The sequence below is a fragment of the Acanthopleuribacter pedis genome, assembly GCF_017377855.1.
Lineage (GTDB): Bacteria > Acidobacteriota > Holophagae > Acanthopleuribacterales > Acanthopleuribacteraceae > Acanthopleuribacter > Acanthopleuribacter pedis.
Genome location: NZ_JAFREP010000050.1, coordinates 1 through 19,801, shown reverse-complemented (window position 1 = coordinate 19,801; position 19,801 = coordinate 1). Strand labels below are relative to the sequence as shown.

The 19,801-nt window shown below is 59.6% G+C and carries 13 protein-coding genes and 2 CRISPR repeat arrays; of the genes, 8 read left to right on the top strand and 5 right to left on the bottom strand.

All coding sequences use genetic code 11. The annotated features are described in order from the left end of the window. Nucleotides 1-100: 100 nt before the first annotated feature. Both J3U88_RS31930 and J3U88_RS31925 read right to left on the bottom strand, forming a co-directional pair. Nucleotides 101-937 (bottom strand): hypothetical protein, encoded by an 837-nt coding sequence (locus J3U88_RS31930; protein WP_207863086.1) that lies wholly within the window; start codon nt 935-937, stop codon nt 101-103. 63 nt (nt 938-1,000) lie between these two features. Continuing rightward, nucleotides 1,001-1,210, bottom strand: coding sequence for a hypothetical protein (locus J3U88_RS31925; RefSeq protein WP_207863085.1), 210 nt, complete (start codon nt 1,208-1,210; stop codon nt 1,001-1,003). Nucleotides 1,211-1,350: 140 nt separating this feature from the next. On the opposite strand from J3U88_RS31925, the gene J3U88_RS31920 reads away from it, so the two are divergent. The 6 genes from J3U88_RS31920 to J3U88_RS31895 all read left to right on the top strand — a co-directional run bounded on the left by J3U88_RS31920 (nt 1,351) and on the right by J3U88_RS31895 (nt 14,583). After that, nucleotides 1,351-5,436, top strand: a complete 4,086-nt coding sequence (locus J3U88_RS31920; protein WP_207863084.1) for a DUF3857 domain-containing protein — start codon at nt 1,351-1,353, stop codon at nt 5,434-5,436. 492 nt (nt 5,437-5,928) lie between these two features. Next, a CRISPR array of direct repeats spans nt 5,929-7,569; the repeat unit is 37 nt; unit sequence GTCGCAACGGCCTCAGGGTCGTTGCGCGGATGGAAAC. A 155-nt stretch (nt 7,570-7,724) separates the two neighbouring features. Then, on the top strand, nt 7,725-8,177 hold the full coding sequence (locus J3U88_RS31915; protein WP_207863083.1) for a hypothetical protein: 453 nt from the start codon (nt 7,725-7,727) through the stop codon (nt 8,175-8,177). Between the two features lie 651 nt (nt 8,178-8,828). Continuing rightward, entirely contained in the window at nt 8,829-9,494 is a 666-nt protein-coding gene (locus tag J3U88_RS31910; protein ID WP_207863082.1) for a response regulator transcription factor, read from the top strand. Next, nucleotides 9,491-10,993, top strand: a complete 1,503-nt coding sequence (locus J3U88_RS31905) for an ATP-binding protein (RefSeq protein ID WP_207863081.1) — start codon at nt 9,491-9,493, stop codon at nt 10,991-10,993. The genes J3U88_RS31910 and J3U88_RS31905 overlap by 4 nt, the downstream gene beginning before the upstream one ends. Before the next feature lie 58 nt (nt 10,994-11,051). Then, a complete protein-coding gene (locus tag J3U88_RS31900; protein WP_207863080.1) occupies nt 11,052-13,253 on the top strand; it encodes a TonB-dependent receptor plug domain-containing protein in 2,202 nt (733 codons plus the stop codon). A gap of 547 nt (nt 13,254-13,800) precedes the next feature. Next, complete coding sequence (locus tag J3U88_RS31895; protein WP_207863079.1) at nt 13,801-14,583, top strand: hypothetical protein; 783 nt, start codon at nt 13,801-13,803, stop codon at nt 14,581-14,583. Nucleotides 14,584-15,152: 569 nt separating this feature from the next. Then, nucleotides 15,153-15,607: a CRISPR direct-repeat array (repeat unit 37 nt; unit sequence GTCGCAACGGCCTCCGAGCCGTTGCGCGGATTGAAAG). Nucleotides 15,608-15,699: 92 nt separating this feature from the next. On the opposite strand, the gene J3U88_RS31890 is transcribed toward J3U88_RS31895, so the two are convergent. Next, nucleotides 15,700-17,217 (bottom strand): sensor histidine kinase, encoded by a 1,518-nt coding sequence (locus tag J3U88_RS31890; protein WP_207863078.1) that lies wholly within the window; start codon nt 17,215-17,217, stop codon nt 15,700-15,702. Between the two features lie 189 nt (nt 17,218-17,406). On the opposite strand from J3U88_RS31890, the gene J3U88_RS31885 reads away from it, so the two are divergent. Then, nucleotides 17,407-17,775: an ArsR/SmtB family transcription factor gene (locus J3U88_RS31885; RefSeq protein ID WP_207863102.1), complete on the top strand. Its 369-nt coding sequence runs from the start codon at nt 17,407-17,409 to the stop codon at nt 17,773-17,775. Next, nucleotides 17,772-18,278, top strand: coding sequence for an SRPBCC family protein (locus J3U88_RS31880; RefSeq protein ID WP_207863077.1), 507 nt, complete (start codon nt 17,772-17,774; stop codon nt 18,276-18,278). Before J3U88_RS31885 ends, J3U88_RS31880 begins: the two co-directional genes overlap by 4 nt. Nucleotides 18,279-18,547: 269 nt before the next feature. Here the strand turns inward: J3U88_RS31880 and J3U88_RS31875 are convergent, their stop codons facing one another. Both J3U88_RS31875 and J3U88_RS31870 read right to left on the bottom strand, forming a co-directional pair. Continuing rightward, nucleotides 18,548-19,360 (bottom strand): phytanoyl-CoA dioxygenase family protein, encoded by an 813-nt coding sequence (locus J3U88_RS31875; protein WP_207863076.1) that lies wholly within the window; start codon nt 19,358-19,360, stop codon nt 18,548-18,550. 91 nt (nt 19,361-19,451) lie between these two features. Then, the coding region (locus J3U88_RS31870) for a hypothetical protein (RefSeq protein ID WP_207863075.1) at nt 19,452-19,801 on the bottom strand (350 nt) is incomplete at its 5' end.

Genomic DNA, 19,801 nt, shown 5'->3' with positions numbered 1-19,801 from the left:
ATATTGAGGTTGAAACCCTGTCGGCAGGTTGTTTACCGAGAACCACGCGGACCCGTCCGAAACCTTGATGGTCATTGATTCGGCGTGATTCTTGGGTCGGTTAGGTTTCGAGGAAATCGGCCGGTTTGTCCAAGTCCCAGAGTTGATCGTATTGGGTTCGGCTGATGTAAAAGTTGCGAATCAGATCGTTGGCATCGGGATCGCCCTCATCATCCAGGGTAACCGAGACCAGGTTGGCAAGGTACAGGTCCTCGCATTGATTGCAGAAGCGTAACTTGAGCAACCAGAAGGGTTGGTCTTCACTTGGTTGAAGCGACAGCAGCCCACTCAAATCACCACCTTCGATTTGGTGTTTGAGTGTATGGACGTCGCCGGCGGGGGCGAAGGGCCCGATTTGGGTATCGGCGTCCACCCAGCAGCTGCAATCCTCGCAATAGGGTAGGTTGCGAATTTGGTCCCACGGGTAGATCGAAATCGTGAAGATCAGAATCATTGCTTCTACCCCCCAAATACTCCAGGTAAGGATCGCGGGGAGGGGTTTGTCGGAGAATTCCCAACGGCCGTTGTCGGCAAGGTATTGGGCGAACGCAAATAATTCAAGGGGATGCCAGACCAAGGGACGGCCCTCGACCATCACTTGGAGCAGGGCGACCCAGGAGCCATACCAGGCGGTGATGCCGGTCACCAAACCCAGTGCCAGGACAAGGCCCGGATTTCGGATTTTGGTGGCCTTGGATAAAACGTGGAGCAGGGTTGTGAGCGCGAGGATGAACCCGAACAGAAGCAGGAATTTCACCAGGATGTAGGGGAAAAGATGGACCATGGTCGCGTAGATGAACGCCAAAAGTGGCGCGCTTAACAGGCCGGCCGTCGCGACAACCACGGGTCCGTAAGGGGTGGTTTGACCGGAATGTTCAAAAAAGCCGTAGTCTTTCATAGCGAATTCCAGAGGAGATGGGATGACGGCCCAGGATGGCGTTTGGCATCTCGGTCCTAACCCCTACGCGCAAAATTTAGCATTTTCCACGGAGGTTCCTGCAAATTTTAAGGGGAGGTGACTGAAGAAAGGTTGTTTTGCGTATTTTTGTTGTCTTGTTGACTTTTTTATTTGCCAGAAGAAAGCCAATCTATTAGTCTGTTTAAGATTTGTTCGTGTCGCCGCCAAGGCGCTTTCTTTTTTATCTTCCATTTTTTTAACTAACCGATCCAAGACCCAACCTATGCCACCGCGCCTGGTTTCGATCCCGTTCGGCTTGCTCCAGCCCCCTTTTTCTTAAAATTACCCCCATCCAACTTCAAACCCTTCTAGCTGTTGAACACGCGTTTTTCGTTTGTTTTCCCGGAGGCCCCTTGCGCTTTTTTATTCCCCTCTTCTTCCTCGTGATCCAACCACTCGTCGCGGGGGATGCGCCCGTCTGGCCCCACGCCTTTATGGAGGCCGAACCGGCGACCCTGCTCGCCGCGGCCAAAGAACAGGCCCCCGATCTTCCCAACGAAGACGGTTTGACCATGCTGGCCTTGGAAGAACGGGTCGAGATCGGCCCCGACGGGCGGCGCACACACATCTTGCGCGAGACCTACCAAATCACCCGGTACGAGGGTTTGCAGGAATACGGTGCCCTGGAAGCGGAATGGCGTCCTTGGTATCAGGACCGACCGCGATTCCGGGCGCGCATCATTCGGCCCAACGGCGAAAGCCACCAGCTTCAGCAAGGCGATGTTGTCGAGAGCGCGGCCGATGATGCTGAAAAAAATCAATTTAGCGAGGATCGCCGCTTGCGCGCGCCCTTGCCGCACTTGGTGGTCGGCGCGGTGATTGAGGCGGAAACCATCACCCCCGGCGTGCGCCCTTTCTTTCGCGCGGGCGACGCCTGGGCGGTTCATTTCCGTACCGCGCCCTTTCCCCAAAAAGTGGTGGTGTCGGTCCCGGAAAACACCGCGCTTTCCCATGCGGCGGAAGCCGATATGGTTTTGGACCACGAGGTTCGCCAAGAAAACGGCCGTGCCGTCCACACGTGGCGACTGGTCACGCCGCCGCCGGAAATCGATCTCGACGCCTTTTTGAGCAAGGGCACCTTTACCCACGGTCGATTGAGTTTGGCGACGGGGGCGTCCTGGCAGGCGGTCGGCGCGGCCTACGCGACCTTGGTGGACAACGCCTTGGCCAACCAAAACTATCCCTTCGACTTACAATCTTGGGTGGTGCCCGGGGACAACCGCGCCACCGCGATTCGGTTCAACAATGAACTGGACCCTTTGGTGCGCTACACCGGCCTGTACTTGGGCGACAAAGATCTGGTGCCCACGGCGCCGGATGTGGTGCTGCAGCGGGGTTACGGCGACTGTAAGGACAAGGCGACCCTGCTCACCGGCATGCTGCGCCAGGTGGGCATTGCCGCGGATGTCGCGCTGGTCAACGGTTCCGGCCACAAAATTGAGCCCAAAACGCCCGGCTTGGGCGCTTTTGACCACGCCATTGTGGTGGTCCCGCGCGAGGACGGCACGCGATTTTGGGTCGACCCCACCGTTCCCCTCAACCGCACCGGCGCCCTTCCGTTTCGTTTGCACGGCTCCCTTGCACTGATTGCCGATCCCGAGAATCAAGGTTTGGTTCGCATTGGGCCGGCTGTCGCGGAAGAACACGGCGTCCGTTTTGACCTTCAGCTTGACCTCCGGCGCATGGGGACCGGGACGACGACGGCCAATACCCTGCCGCGCGGCAACAGCGAAGCCAATTTCCGTTCCGAGTTCCGCGATATGGTGAACGATTTCGACGGTACCCCGGATGCACAGGGCGTTTCAACCAGTGTGAGGGACATGGTTGCGCCGATTGATTTGCGTCGGCCCTGGACCCGCGCGGTGACCTTTGCCAACCATCCCGGTTTGGTGACCACCCACGAGGGTGCCGAACTCCAGGTGCCGGTCCATTGGCTGCTGGATCACGTGCCGGTGAGTTTGGGGCATACGCACGATGAAGCCGCGCACGAGGCTTTGGTTTACGAGGCCGGCGTTTATACGATGGACTACACCATTTTGGTGCCCCGTGATTTTGAAGTGGTTACCCCGTTCAAGGAATTGGATTTTAAAACCGAACACGTGCGGTTCAGCACTGAAAGCGAAACGCCCAACCGCGGTCGGGTGGTGTTGCGTTTTGAGGCGGGCCGGTACGGCAGGGAAGAGGTGACCGCGGTACGGGCGTTTTTGAAGGCGATCAGCGCCGCGGACTTTACCCAATCCTACAAACACAAGGGCTTGAAGCGACTTGCGGAAGAGGCGATGCCCGAGGCCTTTGCGCTGCTGCGTGAGGCCCGTGATCAGGCGCCGGACGCCATGGCCCATTTCCGCTTGGGCCAGGCCCTGATGGAAGTCGGTTTGCTGGAGCCCGCTTTGACCGAGATCGAGCAAGGGTTGGCCTATGAGTACAACGTGGCCGAGGCCTTGTACGCCGCCTCCGTCGCCGCGCACAACTATTTTGGCCAGGAGTTGGGGCCCGCCTTTGTGCGGCCACGGACCATAAAAATCATCGACACCGCCCTCGCCGCTTTTCCCGACGATCCCCACCTTCAGACCGCCCGTGCCCTCGCCGAAAACCTCGATGGCAATGGGATGTTGAGCCTGGATCGCGAGGTGCTGGACCGAAGTTATGCGTTCCTCAAAGAGGGGACCTTTGCGGGTCTGGAAAGTGAGAGCCAGGTCCAGGTGCTCCTCAACCGTTTTTTTGCGCGCGATTACGAAACCCTGGCCAAGTTAACCGCGGCGGTGGAACCCCCGGTACGCCTGCTGTTTGAACTCGCGATGCACGCCGACCAGGGCCGCCTGGCGGAAACCTTCGACAAGGTGAACCGGGTTCGCGATCCGCGTTTGCGGTTGATGCTGCTGGTGCAGGCAAGTGATTTGGTGTCGCGCAATCGGAATTATCCGGCTTCGATTGCGCTGCTCGAGAGGGTGAACATGCCCGAGGCCCGCGCCTTGCTCGAGAAGCGGCGTCGCTTTATGGGCGCTGCCAAACCGGTTGCGCTGGATGGTTTTAAGGCGGACGATCCCACCACCCCGCTGTACAAACTGCTCGCCAACCTGTGCACCGTCGGCGCCGACAAGCCTTTTGGCAACGATGAGATCTTTTTTGAGGAAGACGAAACCACCCTCAAGGCGGTGCAGACGCCGTACGCGGGGATTGCCCACCAATTGGTGTTGCGTGGCCAGGAAGAACCGGGCCTCAACCAAAGGACCATTACGGATATTTTGGTGAGCAATGTGAGCATGACTTTTGTCGACGGCTTGCCCGAGGAAACGCGCGCGCGGGGTCGCGTGGTGAAAATGGCCTTGGCGCTCGACGAGGAGGGCGGGCATTACTTTTGGGTGTTGCCGAGTGCGGACGGGTACCGGATCGCGTCTTTGCTTGCCTGGGGCGGTTCGCTTGGAAAAGGGCTGCGTCACGCGGTCGGCGCGGGCAGGGAGGCGGACATCACCGCGCTGATGAAGGTGTTGTTGGATCCGCAAAACGCCGATGCCTTTCGTTTTATCAAGATCAAAGGATTGGACGAAACCTGGAACCAATTGAATCCCGAGGGTGAAACCCATTACGGGCTTGCGGCGGCGCTACTCGGCCCGGCGAAGGCGTTGACGCGCAAAGAGTTGAAGGAACTGACCGCTTTTGCGGACGGGTTCGAACCGGGCGAATTAAAAGATCGCATATTGCAGCAGGTCGCCGCGGGTTGGGTGGCGCGCGGCAAGGCCAAAAAAGGCGCGACCCTGTACGAAACCTGGTACCGCGAACAGCCGGAACATGGTCAGGGCGTGGTGCTGATGCGGCTCTACCACCAGGCCGGAATGAATGCGCGTGAGGCGGAATTGCTGGCGGAACTGGAAACGGCGGGCGAGGACGGCATGATGCTGCGCCACCACAAGGTGGAGCGCCTGTTGGACAGCCGCGATTACAAGCGGATCCTTGAAGAGATGAACGCGGCGGCGGATCACAAGATCAGTTCCCTGATGGGGGCCGCCAATGATGTGGCTTGGCTTTATTTGTTCATCGAGGGTGCCTCGATGAAAGAGGCGATCAAGATGGCTGAGTCATCGGTGGTGGTGGTTGACCCCACGCAGGGACGGGTTCGCGCCTCGGGTCCCACCTTGCATACCTTGGCGACCTTGCATGCGACCGACGGCAACATTGGCAAAGCCCTGGAGATGTTGCGGGAAATGCTATCGGTGGAGCGGCGTTTTGTGCCCGAGGATGAGGATTGGTATGTGCTGGGATTAATCGCGCGCCAGATCGGTTTCGCGGAGACGGCCAAAACCTATTTCGAACGGGTCCCGGTCGATGAATCGGCGGTGTCGACCTACCAACTGGCTCAAATGCGCCTGGCCGAATCAACCAAACCCCCCGCCACCCCCCAAAAAGCAAAACCAGCCAAGGGCGGAACCGTCCCGCGTTAACCCGCGCTTTCCGTGGGGATTGGCGACAAAGCCGGTCGTGGGTTGTCGGCGGTGGGCCGGGTGCCGAGGCCGGCGTGTTGCTGCAACCGTCGGCCACGGACCCTGCCCGAGATGCGGCGGTGGGCTGAAGCGCCTCGCCGCATCGGGTGGTGCAAACCATCCGGGTGCGGGGTAGGTGTTCATGAGGTCTGGGTGCGTTGGGCGGTTGGCGCGAAGTTGCGCGAATGGTAGCAAGACGGCGAAACACGGGCGTCGGCAGCGGCGGATGCGCAACAGGTTGTCCGAAGGCGACTGAGAAAGGGGCGAAACAGGAGTCCGCCGACCCCAAGCGAACATAAAAACCGGGGACTTCGGCGGATTTCATAAGTGTATTAATTATAGCTGTTTATAGGAAGTCAGCGAAAATTCGCTATTTTTAAAAGGTGCCAAAAACAGACATCTGCGAAATCGGCCCCTTAACACCCTGGGAATAAGTGTGTTAAAAAGGCTGCAGTCGCAACGGCCTCAGGGTCGTTGCGCGGATGGAAACGCGTTCGCGCTCGACACGCTCCCAGCCAGAGAGTCGCAACGGCCTCAGGGTCGTTGCGCGGATGGAAACAGTTTGCCAAGGCTGAAATCATGACCACGGTGAGTCGCAACGGCCTCAGGGTCGTTGCGCGGATGGAAACCTAAAGCAGGACACAGTTCAAGCTGACCGCTACCGTCGCAACGGCCTCAGGGTCGTTGCGCGGATGGAAACTTCCAGGTCTTGACCGTACTCACACCGCGAACCGTCGCAACGGCCTCAGGGTCGTTGCGCGGATGGAAACCGATTGTCGAGATTATGCCGTATTGCCCCTTTGTCGCAACGGCCTCAGGGTCGTTGCGCGGATGGAAACCCATAGCCTTGGGGTTCTTGCTGCCGCAACAGCGTCGCAACGGCCTCAGGGTCGTTGCGCGGATGGAAACTCTGGTACGTCACCGCCGAGGAGTGCCACGAAGGTCGCAACGGCCTCAGGGTCGTTGCGCGGATGGAAACGTTAACCCGGCCAAAGGTGGCGGGTTGATTTCGTCGCAACGGCCTCAGGGTCGTTGCGCGGATGGAAACTGGCCTGGCTACTTAAAGACAACAAAATCGCGCTGTCGCAACGGCCTCAGGGTCGTTGCGCGGATGGAAACATCGTCATCACCTCCGGGGATTGTAAATGTTCGTCGCAACGGCCTCAGGGTCGTTGCGCGGATGGAAACGTGTTGGATAACACGGAAAAAACACCGTATTTTGTCGCAACGGCCTCAGGGTCGTTGCGCGGATGGAAACCCCAATTTAGGGGGGTGAATCGTGGCATCGAAAGTCGCAACGGCCTCAGGGTCGTTGCGCGGATGGAAACTTTAACCCCGAGAATGTTTTCGCTCGGGAAAGGTCGCAACGGCCTCAGGGTCGTTGCGCGGATGGAAACCAGCGTGGGACCGCACTACCACCGGTGCGGTATGTCGCAACGGCCTCAGGGTCGTTGCGCGGATGGAAACGCACGCTGCAAGGGCGCGGTTACAGAATTACAGGTCGCAACGGCCTCAGGGTCGTTGCGCGGATGGAAACTTTGTATAACTCAGCTTGTAGCGGCGGCAAGTTAGTCGCAACGGCCTCAGGGTCGTTGCGCGGATGGAAACCAGCCGATCCGCGAATACGCCGCGGGGGTCTGTCGCAACGGCCTCAGGGTCGTTGCGCGGATGGAAACCGACCCTGGGCCAAACTGGCGAATCATATGGAGTCGCAACGGCCTCAGGGTCGTTGCGCGGATGGAAACCCGTGGGTGTCGCGACGGGCGATGCTCCAAACCGTCGCAACGGCCTCAGGGTCGTTGCGCGGATGGAAACAAAACTGGACCTCGCGTCATATCCGCGCGGGTGGGTCGCAACGGCCTCAGGGTCGTTGCGCGGATGGAAACGGTGCAATTGGGCGACGTTATCGCTCTCTTGAGTCGCAACGGCCTCAGGGTCGTTGCGCGGATGGAAACCAACAGCGGATGGTCCGCTTGTAGATCTCCCGTGTCGCAACGGCCTCAGGGTCGTTGCGCGGATGGAAACCCAACAAAACCATTGAGTTCGTAAGTAACCCCGTCGGAACGGCCTCAGGGTCGTTGCGCGGATTGAAAGAGGGTAATCGGTTGGAACGGTAAATTACGAGCGTCGCAACGGCCTCGGCTCCTGGCATGAGCCATTTCAGCGAGAAAGTTTGCTTGAGGGTTCAGAAAGCGCTTTTTGCATGGAAATTTCCAAAAGTTCAGAGAAAACGTCAAAGGGAGTGAACCATGACGCCTTTTGTGTTCTGTCTTTTGTTAACAACCTTAATGAGCGAACCCATGGTTGGCGCCGATGCTTCCCAAAGCATCGCATCCTCCGAAATCACCGTGCCCTCCGGCGCGCTTGATTCGGAACTCGCCCCAACCACCCAGACTGACCTTAACCGTGAAAATAAATCCCATCCCCCGCTGCTTGTCTCCGCTTCCGCGGTGCGGAGTGGCGGCGTCTGGCGGCTGGTGTACTCCACCACCACGGCCACCGTGCAAGGGGGCTGCGCGCCCTACAGCTACCAATGGCGTGCCGGTCCCTATGTGGTTCCCGATAGAGGGCTTACCGGTGCTCAGGCGCGGTTCATCACCGCGCTAGGGACGAATTCCTACGCGACCGTGACCGTTACGGATCGCTACGGCGCAACCGCCACCACATCCGTGCAGCTGTACTACCCGCTTCCGCCCTGGTAATCGCGGCTCGATCCTGAAACCCACCTAAGCGAGCGGGAACCCGGCCGGCGGTTCCCGCTTTTTCCAGCGCCGGCTTGAAGCAGCATCACCTCGCGGCGTCACCTTCCGCCAAGCGGGGGCAGGACCCCACATCCGCCTTCCTCGGACTTCGTCGTTACCCAATTCGCCTACCCTGTTTTATTACCCGGCGGGCTAGCGCGGGGAACGCGAGATCATGCTCGCGCGCTCAAAAGTGAATCCAGCGCAGACTCAGGCTTGCTCGAGTCATGGCCTTTGTGTCGAATCTCGGCGCATTTCGCGCCAAACCTCGGCGCATTTCGCGCCAAACCTCGGCGCATTTCGCGCCAAACCTCGGCGCACTTCGCGCCAAACCTCGGCGCATTTCGCGCCAAACCTCGGCGCATTTCGCGCCAAACCTCGGCGCATTTCGCGCCGAACTGTGCCCTTGCTCGCCCGCCGCGCACCCTTTCGCTTAACCCGGTTGCGCAGCCAGGTTTGGCCGTTTGCAAGCGCCTCGCGAAGCCGGGTCTGGGAACACCACCCGCCAAATCCAGGTCCGCCGGCACCCAAACGTTAATCCAACCTTAATCTTCGTCGAATAGATTAGGGAGGGAGGGCCCCGGCCCTCATCCCCTCACGAGGTGCCCGACCATGAAACTTTTGCTGGTGGAAGATTCGCAGCGGCTTCGCAACGCGCTCAAGAAAGGCCTTGAAAAAGAAGGTTTTGCCGTGGATGCAATCGGTGACGGCGCCGAGGGCCTGGAATGGGCCCTCGCCTACGACTACGACGTGCTCGTGCTCGACTTGATGCTGCCCGGCATGAACGGGCTCGACCTCCTGGCCCGCCTCCGCAACGCGGCGCGCCAGACCCATGTCCTGATTCTGTCCGCCAAAGATCAGGTGCAAGATCGCATCCGCGGTCTCGAACTCGGTGCCGATGATTACTTGATCAAACCCATTGATTTCAATGAGTTGGTGGCGCGCCTCAAGGCCTTGGTTCGCCGTCGCTACGCCGCCAAAAGCCCGATCACCACCATCGGCGCGGTCAAGGTTAATACCGCCCTCAACCAAGTCTGGTGCAACGACCGCGAGGTCGCGCTCTCACCCAAGGAGTTCGCCCTCCTTCAATTCCTGCTCGCCAAACGCGGCCGCGTGATGAGCCGCGATTTAATCCGCGATCACCTCTACGAGGGCTACGGCGACGTCACCGGCAATGTCATTGATGTGGTCGTCTGTAAAATTCGCAAAAAAGTGCGCGTCGCCGGCCAGGCCGATTTGATCCAAACCAAACGCGGTTTTGGTTACGTGATTCCATGAAAAAAACGCTGTTCCTCGGCGGGCCCGGCTCCATCCGCGGCACCCTGACGGCGGCCCTGCTGGTCGGCGCCGGCACCGTGGTCCTCCTCATCGCGCTTTTGCTCGACCACCAAATCCGCGCCTTTTTGCAACAACGCTACGACCGCGACTTGCTGCGCGGTGCCGAGATGTTAATTACCCTCACCAAAGAAACGGAAGAAGGGGTGGAACTCGATTTCGCCGGCGAGTTTATGCCGCGTTTCGAAACCCCGGCGGGCGGGCATTTCTTCGAATTGTGGTTACCCAACGGCGAACTTCTCGAGGCCAGTGAATCCCTGGCGGGCGGCCACATTCCCCTCCCGAACCAACCGGTCACGGCGGCGGTTTTCCAAGATCTCGACGGTCATCCGCTCGGGCGCTGTCGCGTGGTGCGCCTTTCGTTTGTACCGCAACGGGAAGGTGAGGAAGAAGACGGCCCCTTTGATGCCGAGGGATTTATCGCCGACGATCAAGCGCTGTCAAGCGGTGACCAGCCGGTGATGACCTTGTTACTCGCCCGCCGACGCGACGAATTCGACGCCTTCCTACACCTGATTCGCGCCTGGATCTGGGGATCACAGGCTTTGTTGCTGGCTTTTATCATCGTGCTGGTCCGGCTTGCGCTTCAGCGCGGATTGCGTCCCCTGGATGCGATTCGCGATCAGGTCCAAAAAATCGACCACGAGAATCTGGCCACCCGCATTGTGCCGCCGACCCAGGCCGATGAACTCACCCCGGTGGTCCAGCAACTCAACGCCTTGCTGCAACGCTTGGACGAGGCCGTGGCCAGGGAACGTCGGTTCACCAGCGATGTCGCCCATGAATTGCGCACCCCGCTCGCGGAACTGCGCACGCTGAGCGAGGTCGGCCTGCGCAACCGCGACGACACCGCGCTCCTCACCGGTTTCCTGGAAGACGTGCACGAGGTGGGTTTGGAAATGCAGCAACTGGTCGAAAATTTATTGGAACTCAGCCGCTGCGACGGTGGCCGTCGCATGCTGGTCACCGAGCGCGTCGATCTGGTGCAGGTCGTCGCCAAGGCTTGGGCACGGGCGCAACCCCAGGCCGGCTCGCGCACGCTTGCACTGGATGCGCCCACGAGCTTGACGGTTACCACCGACCGCGCCCTGATTGAACACATCGTGCAGAATTTGGTCAACAACGCGGCCACCCACGGCCCCGACGGCTGCCGTATCGCCGTCACACTCGAGGCCGCACCCCATCCAGGCTTAACCATCAGCAATCCCGCGCCGGATCTGGAAGCTGCCGACCTCTCTTGTTTGTACGACCGCTTCTGGCAAAAGGACGCGGCCCGAACCGGAGGCAAAAATACCGGGCTGGGGCTGGCCATTGTCCACGCCTTTTGCCAACACGGCGGCATCCAGCTCGACACTTCTCTGGTGAATCACAACCTGATTTTTAAGCTGCGTTTTCCAGCTACCCCGCCACCGGCCGCGCACGGCGACGGTGCCGCGGGTTAAATCCTATTCGGCCCTTCACCCCCAATCCAGCCCCCATTGCTCCCCAAAGGAAGGAACCATGCTTTTTGCCTGGCTTTTGCTACCCCTGACATGGTTCGCGGGCGACGGCGCCCCCGGCAACGAACCGCCTGCTGTTGCGGAAACGGTCACCGTCCGTTACCAACGGAGCGACTTTCAACACCGCGCCGCCGACCCGGTCCCGACCCTGGTTTATGACCAACTCTTTTTTGATCGCTTCGAACCGCTTAGCCTGGGCGATATCCTCAAACGCTTGCCAGGGATTACCGGCAACGCGGATGCCGGTGAGTTCGAACGCGCGCGGCTGCGCGGCCTGCCCGCGCGCCACACCACGATCCTGATTAACGGCCAACCGATGCTCACCGCGGCCGACGACCGCGCCGCCGCGCTGGACCGCATCCCCGCCGCCCTGGTCGCCCGTGTCGAAATTCGCCGCGGTCCAAGTGCCGCCGACCAGGCCGCGGGCATCGGCGGCACCATTAACATCGTGCTGAAAGAAAACCAAGAAGGCGAGAAACCCACCTGGACCGCGGCCGCCCATGCTTACGAACACGCGGACCAACGCAAGGGGCACGGCGCCTTCTCGCAAGGGTTCACCCTCGGGCGCGGGCGCCTCAACCTCCACGGGAGTTGGCAACAGCGCTACAACCCCAAACGGCAAACCACCTTACTTAGTGAGGCCGACCGCCCGGACCTCCTGCAAAGCGAGCGCAACACCTTGGAAGCAGAAGACCTTAGTCTGGCCTTGGATTGGCATCGGCAGGAGGCGTCGGGTCGGCGCTGGTCCCTTTCGGCCTTTTGGCTCAACTCGGATCGCCGGGAAAGCGAGGAGGCGCGCATTCGACCGCGCGCGCTCCCGCCGGCGCGATCAGGCGACGGCAAAAACAATCCCGAATCGGGTGATGCGGATGAGGACGAGGATGACGAGGACGACGAGGACGACGAGGACGACGAACCCCTCGAATCTGATCCCTTTGATTACGGTCACGAAACCCACCGCGGCGGACGCCTGCACGCGGCGTTTACCCAACCCACCCGTCAAGGCGGTCATCTTCAAGCCAAGCTCAGCCACAACCTGTTGGACCTCAACCGCGACGCCGAGATCGGTACCCGGCAGGAGGGTGTCGAAGAACGGGATACCACGCGCATCGATGATCGCGAGACGCGGCTTAACCTCGACTGGACCCATCGATTGAATGCCACCCGCAACCTAACCACCGGTCTCCTCCTGGCCGAGCGCGAGCGAGACGCGGCGCGCGGCGAAACCGGTGAAGCCGAGATGCCGGCGGCGCAGACGTGGTTCCGCATCAAGGAAGGTCGCGCCGAGGGTTTTGCCACCTTGGATTGGCAACCGGCACCCGCGCACGGTTTCCAATTCGGGCTGCGCTTGCAACACCTGGAACGCCGTTTCCCCGGAACGGCGTCGTCGCGCCAAACCCAGACGATCCTCCCGGCGTTCCATTACCGCTGCCGGCCCGACCCCAACACCACCTATCATTTAAGTCTGAGCCGCGCCCTGACGGCGCCGGATTTCCAAAACCTCCAGCCTTTTCCCCTTCGCGACACGCCTCGCGACGGCCTGACCACCCTGGGCAACCCCGGACTACGGGCCGAAACCGCCTGGGGCCTGGATGTGGGCGTCCATCGAAGGCTGCATCACCACGGCAATGTTGGGCTCAACCTGTACCATCGCGCGATTCGGGATCATGTCGCGGCGGCCTCAATCGGTCCACGCCTGCTGTTGTTCCAAAATCTCGGCGACGCACGTGCCTCGGGCCTGGAACTCGACCTCGGGTTGCCGCTCCACGCCGCCGGCCTCCCCAATGTCAGCCTTTTTGCCAACCTCGCCTTGCACCACACCGCGTTGCGCGATCCACTCACCGGTGCATCGCGCGCCTTTAACGGCCAAGCGGACGGGGTGCTCAACATGGGTTTCATTCACGGCATGCCGGGTCGGGGCCTGGACTGGGGTGTTAATTGGCTGATGCAAGGCGAAAGCCGCGAGTGGTTGTACGACGAAACCGTGGCGGAAGCCGCAACCCACAATGTCGAGGCCATGGTTTCGTGGCGACGCGGCGATTGGTCCCTGCGCCTGACCGCCCGTAATCTGCTCGACCACGCCAAACGGCTCAGTTATCGGACCTATGACGGCGCGCGCACCGAGGCGTTGCCGGCGGAGATGGGACGGGAAACGGAACGCGCGGGTCGCCGTTTTTTCTTGGTGTTGGGCTACCGACGATGATCCCTGTACCGAGGGAAATCCGTTGGTGAGATAAGCGTTCCTTGGGATCGGGTGGGACGACTGGCACCCAAAAGCCGCGGTCGGGAGACCATCCCGACCGCGGCTTTTTACCTAAGAAACGCTGACGCGGTGATTTTAGCTAAACCTCTGGGCGACAACGGTCTGTGAAAATGCTCACCGCACCCAATGGGTGCGCGTCGTGCGCGACCGCGGTCCGCTTTTCCCAAACCATTTCGCTCCAGACTTTTAGCCAAAATACCTCGCTCTTATCGCGCTTCTTAGGTTTTAGTGAGGGTGTGCGCGTTGGTTCGATTGCGATGAACTACCGTGTTTTTGAACTTATTTGGCCCATATTCATCATTTTTTAATGTTTAATATGTTTGAGAGGATACTGTTATTTAATCTTGGTTTATTGTGTGTTGTTAATCTGTTGGAAATCTGGGTGCATTATATTGAATATCAACGAAGGGCGGGCGTCTTATGCGAAGCCTGACTTCGTAAGTTAAAAACACACAACAATTTACTTGGATGCTCTTGGAGGCTTACCATGAACGGTTTATTTGTGTCTTTTCGTTTTCTTTTGCTGATGTTCCTTGCGTTTTCTGTGGCCACACCGCTTTTCTCTCAGGATGAAGAACCCTGCGATCAGGAAGAAGATCCACGTGCTTTTTCCAGTGAGTTTCGTACCGATGGGTGTCGGTGGCGCACCCGCTTTTTGGCACACCGTGCCGATAATCCCTACTGGCCGATGGAGCCAGGTTGGCAGGTGGTATTGGAGGGTGAGGATGACGGTGAGGAAGTGCGGGTTGAGATCACCGTGTTGCAGGAATTCAAGAGGGTTGCCGGTGTTCGCACGCGTGTGATTGAGGAACGCGAATTCATCGACGGTGAATTGTACGAGATTTCCCGAAATTATTTTGCGATTTGCGCCGCTACCAACGACATCTATTATTTTGGGGAAGATGTGGACTTTTATGAAGATGGTGAGGTGATCGGCCACGACGGGAGTTGGTTGGCGGGTGTCGACGGCGCGGTGGCCGGGATTTACATGCCGGGTACGCCGCTGTTGGGCGCGCGTTTTTACCAAGAGGTCGCGCCCCATATCGCGGAGGATCGTGCCGAGGTTGTGGACATGGGCAGCATTCAAGTGGGTGATCAGTGGTTCGAGAACGCGGTTATGTTCCATGAAACAAGTCCCTTGGACGGCCCTTGCGCGATTTCCACCAAGGTCTACGTGGCTGGAATCGGCATGGTGCAAGACGACAACTTAACCTTGGTGGAAGCGGGTTACCAGTTCCGCATCGCCAACGAAGCCCCGTTCAAACAATAACGACCCTGGTTCGGATCAACGCGGACCAAACGACCGATCAGCCCCCGTCCCGGGGGCTTTTTGCGTGGGTGTTCGGGGGGCGCTCGCTCGAGGGTTCATGTCCCTTCCCGGCCGGTTAGGGTGAAGGGTTCGCCGCGCGCCAGGGTACAGGTCGCGCGGCGAGACCTGAAGGAAGCCGAGGGCGGAACGCTGATCCGACGTACCGGAATCGTATCAGGCGGTGGCATGATGTGCTTGAGGGCTGGGTCGCGGATGTTTACCGCAACGGTGCGTTGGGTGCCGTCCGCGGCGGGGGTCCTGGTTATGGTCAGGGGTGCCCATGCCGTGTCGATGAGCACCTCGGGCGGCGGAAAGGTGGGCGGTTGCGACCGGGAAGGGGCCAAAGAGCGAATCCGCCGACCCCAAATGAACATAAAAACCCGGGACTTCGGCGGATTTTGTAAGCTGTTTTATTTGAGTTGGTTACGGGAAGTTAGCGAAAATTCGCTAATCTGTAAAGGTGCAAGAAACAGACATCTGCGAAATCGACCTCTTAACACGCTGGGAATAAGTATGTTAAAACGTCTAGAGTCGCAACGGCCTCCGAGCCGTTGCGCGGATTGAAAGCGCAGCGACTTAGGTTTATTTGTGTTTTTTTTGTCGCAACGGCCTCCGAGCCGTTGCGCGGATTGAAAGATCTGATGCAATCCGCCACCATTCCTCTTTTAAAGTCGCAACGGCCTCCGAGCCGTTGCGCGGATTGAAAGACATCGCCCTCCTGTAATGCCATGCCGCCACCGTCGCAACGGCCTCCGAGCCGTTGCGCGGATTGAAAGAATGTCGTCAAGTAGGGCACCATGAGATTCGCGTCGCAACGGCCTCCGAGCCGTTGCGCGGATTGAAAGACCAACGCGGGCGCTGTTGATGGCTAAAAAAGTGTCGCAACGGCCTCCGAGCCGTTGCGCGGATTGAAAGGAACGAAATAAGGGAAGACGGCGTTGCCCCATGGTCGCAACGGCCTCCGAGCCGTTGCGCGGATTGAAAGTTGCCATGACCGGTGTAGTGGGAGTCGCCCTTCCAATCTCACCCGTTTCCCAGCGGTGTTCGCGTCGCGCTCCCGTTGCTTGGCCCGCTTCTTTACCCGGCCGCGTAACGTGGGAAGCGCAGCGTGACGCGGGTGCCTTCGCCCAAAGTGCTTTCGAAGCTGAGTTTGGCGCCGACCGAGGCCAGCGCGTTGCAGGCGTAGTGCAGGCCGAACCCGTGGCGGCCTTTGGTGGAGAAACCCAGCTTGCACACGGCGTCGAGGTGCTCGGGCGCCACGCCGCGGCCGTTGTCTTCAACGGTCAGTTGCGTACCGTCCTCGGTTCGGGTCATGCGGATGGTGAGGCGCGCTTGTTCCGTTGCGATCAGCGCATCCAGCGCATTTTCAATGAGGTAGGCCATGGCGCGTTTGATGGTGTAGGTGGGCAGGTTTTCCTGGTTGCTGTCCGCATAGTGGGTTGCCACGGTGACGGGGATCGCTTCAATCCGCGTCGAGAACAAGGCCAGGACGCGCTGCACCGTTTGTTCGTAACGGGTCACGGCGTAAAAGGTGTCGGTGTGGGTGAGCGAGGCCTGGGATTCGGTGAGGCCGCGAATTAAACGCAGGGAATTGGTGAGGTCGGCGACCTCGGTTTCGTGGCGACCGTGCTGTTCCCCCATGGTTTTGGTGAGGCCGCGCAGGTAGTCCAGCACGCCTTGGCTTTTGGGATGGTCCGCCGCCAACAATTGTTCCTGCTCAATCAGGTTGGTGATGCGGTCCAGGGCGCCGATCCAGGTGGGGGTCGGGATGTCATGCAAATGGGTGGCGGCCACGAAGGATTGGTTGAGCATGTTGCCGATGTTGTGCAGCACCGAGGACGCGATGTCGGCCATGCCCGCGGCGTGGGCCTGTTCCAACAACTCTTCCTGGTTTTCTTCCAGGAGTTGGTGGTTTTGGGCGAGGGAGGCGAGGGCCGTCTCCAGGCCCGCGGTGCGTTCGGCGACCTTGGCTTCCAGGGACTGGTTGGCCTCGCGCAATTCGCGGTTGGCCTGGGCGAGGGCGAGGTTTTTCCAGCGGATTTCCAGCACCGCGCTGAGGTTTTGCGAGACATACACCAAAATGTCCATTTCCTGTTGTCCGTAAACCCAATCGCCGTGGTAGACCTGGACCGCGATTACGCCAAAGGTTTCGCCCTGCTGATTTTTGACCGGAACGCCCAGCCAGGCGACCGAGAGGGTGCCCGCATCGTAGTTGAGACCCAGGTTTTCCTGTTCGTCCATGAGCAAGCGTTTGGGTTGCCCGGTACGGAACACGTAATCGGTGGGATGGGAACTGTCGATGTCGGCCACGCGTTCGAGCAGACGCGGTTCGGGGGCCTCGTCCATTTCGTCGCGATGGTACGGGAAGGAGATGGTGTCGGATTCGGGTTCGCGCACGGCGATGTAAAAGTTGTCGGCCGGCATGAGTTCGCCCACCAGTTCGTGGATGCTCTGGTAGAAGGCATCCAAGGGCAACTCGCGACTGATCAAAGCGCTGATCTTAAACAAAACGGACTGGGTCTGTTTCAGTGGGTGATCTTGATTCGGAATATCGCCGTGCATGGCGCCCCCGGATTGGAAAAGGTGATGCGGCATTGTACCACCAGACGGGATAGATTGACGGATCGGGATCAAGGATAACCGTTATGGATTGCTCGTGACGCCCACCCAACCGTGGGGCAGGTTTCAATCCAGGGATTGGGATAGGGAATGGCCGCATGGGAACGGGGCGGCAACTGAAATTCGCGGTTGACCCTAACGGGTTATTTATATTACCTTCTGGTTATGGAACAAATTGGTTATGCACCTCCACCTCCCAACCTCGACGCGGTTTTTGCCGCGCTTGCCGATCCTACCCGACGCGCCATTCTTTCTCGCTTGGCGCAGGGGGATGCCTCGGTCGGCGAATTGGCGCTTCCGTTTAAGATGAGCCAACCCGCGGTTTCCAAACACCTTAAGGTCCTTGAGAAGGCGGGTTTGGTCCAGCGGGGCATTGATAAACAGCGTCGTCCGGCCCGTCTCAATGCCGAACCCATGGCCGCCGCCATTGATTGGTTGGAGACCTTCCGCGATTTTTGGTCCTCCAGTTTTGATCAATTGGACGACCTACTCGAAAGCTTAAAAAAACAAACACCCGAAGGAGACCCCCCGTGACCCAGTTACCGACGTACACGCTTGAACGCTTTTTTAATGCGCCGCCTTCCTTGGTTTGGCGGACTTGGACCGAACCCGAATTGCTCGCCACATGGTACGGACCCGGCGTCGAAACCATTGTTCACCGGCTCGATGTGAAACCCGGCGGTTTATGGCTCAACGAAATGCGTTGGGGCGAAAACGGCTTTTTTCAACGCATGGAATTCACCGAGGTCGACGCGCCCAATCGTTTGGTGTGTTTGATGGCCCACGCCGATGCTGAATGGAATGTGGTCGGCAACCCACGCCAAGCCGATTGGCCGCGGGTATTGTTGACGGAGGTTGATTTCGTCGAAGAAGGGGCGGGTACCCGCATGACCTTGACGTGGACGCCACACGAGGCGAGCGAGGCGGAACGGTCCTGCTTCGCGGCGGCGGTGGCCGGACTCGACCAGGGTTGGGGTGCCGGTATGGATCTGTTGGAAGCGTTGCTCAAAGAATTGGCGGCCGAGGTTTCGACCTAAGAGGCGCGATGAGAGCGAGAGATTTTGGCCAAAGATCTGGAGCGAAATGGCTTGGAAAAAGCGGGCCGGGGTCGCGCCCGACCGCACTCGGTGGCTCTGAGCATTTTTACAGACCGTTGCAGCCCAGAGGTTTCGCTAAAATCACCGCGTCAGCGCTTCTTAGGTTCCCACGCCGGTTAATTATGCTGACGGCGGAATTGCCCAAATCCACGCGGGTGGGTTTGGGCTGTTTCTATTTGGCCTCGATGGCGCGTGGGTCGTGCCCGTGCTTATTCGGGTTGCAGCCAGTTCTCGGCGGGGTACCGGCAAGCGCCGTCGATCATGTGGACCGCGTAGGCGTGGCGTGATTTGGGCGAGCGGTTGGCGTAGCTGAGGTGGGGAAGGGAACCGTGGAGCAGAACCAGGGTGCCCTCGCTGACCGGCAAAGGGACTAAACCTTCTTGTGGCCAGGGGGTGTCGTCGTAGGTGATGAAGCCGGTGCCGCCTTCGGGTTTGCGGATGTAGCGGGATTTGAGGGGTCCGCGATGGTGACCGGGTAGCGCCCACAGGCATCCGTTCTCGAGGGTGGCGTCTTCCAGGGCGAACCAAAAACCCATCACGCTGTGGGGTTCGGTGTAGAGGAAGGTGCTGTCCTGGTGGCAGGTGACCTCGCCGCCGATGCCGGGTTGTTTGAAGATGTACATGGATTGCAGCAGCTTGGGTTCGCGGTAGGCGAGGGCGGCGGCGATTTCGAACAGGCGGGGATCGTCGGAGAGGGTTTTGAAATCGGGGTCCAGGTAATGGAGGGCGTGGCCGATTTTGTTGATCGCCTGATTTTTGGGGACGGTGGGGCGGCCCGCGGCGTCAAAGGCTTCTTCCTCGAAAAAGAAGTGGATGCGCGTGGCGGAGTCGAGGAAGTACTGATCGCGATCCTGTTTGTCGGCTTGGGTAGAAAAAACGGAGACGTGGTCGCCGGGCTCAAACGCGGCGACCTGGGCCGCGGCGGCGGCACGCAGGCGGGCGCAAAGGGCGGGGGTAAGGAAATCGGGCAGCACCAGGTAGCCTTGGTTTTGGTAGGTCTCGCGTTGTGCTTGGGTCAGCATGGTTGTGCGCCTCCAAGAAGGATCAACATCGGCACATTGTGCCACAAAAGCAGGGGATTGACCCGGCGAACCCCATCGAAATGAATGAGGGTTAACCCGGCAAGGGAACCGGATTGGGCGGGGCCGGCCCGACAACCGAAACGAAATGGGTGGGGGCTGACCGGGCAACCGGAACGGATTGGACGCGGGTTGATCGGGTGACGGAAACGAAATGGGTGGGGGCTGACTGGGCAATCGGAACGGATTGGACGTGGGTTGGCCGGGTGATGGAAACGAAATGGGTGGGGGCTGACCGGGCAATCGGAACGGATTGGACGTGGGTTGGCCGGGTGACGGAAACGAAATGGGTGGGGGCTGACCGGGCAATCGGAACGGATTGGACGTGGGTTGGCCGGGTGATGGAAACGAAATGGGTGGGGGCTGACCGGGCAATCGGAACGG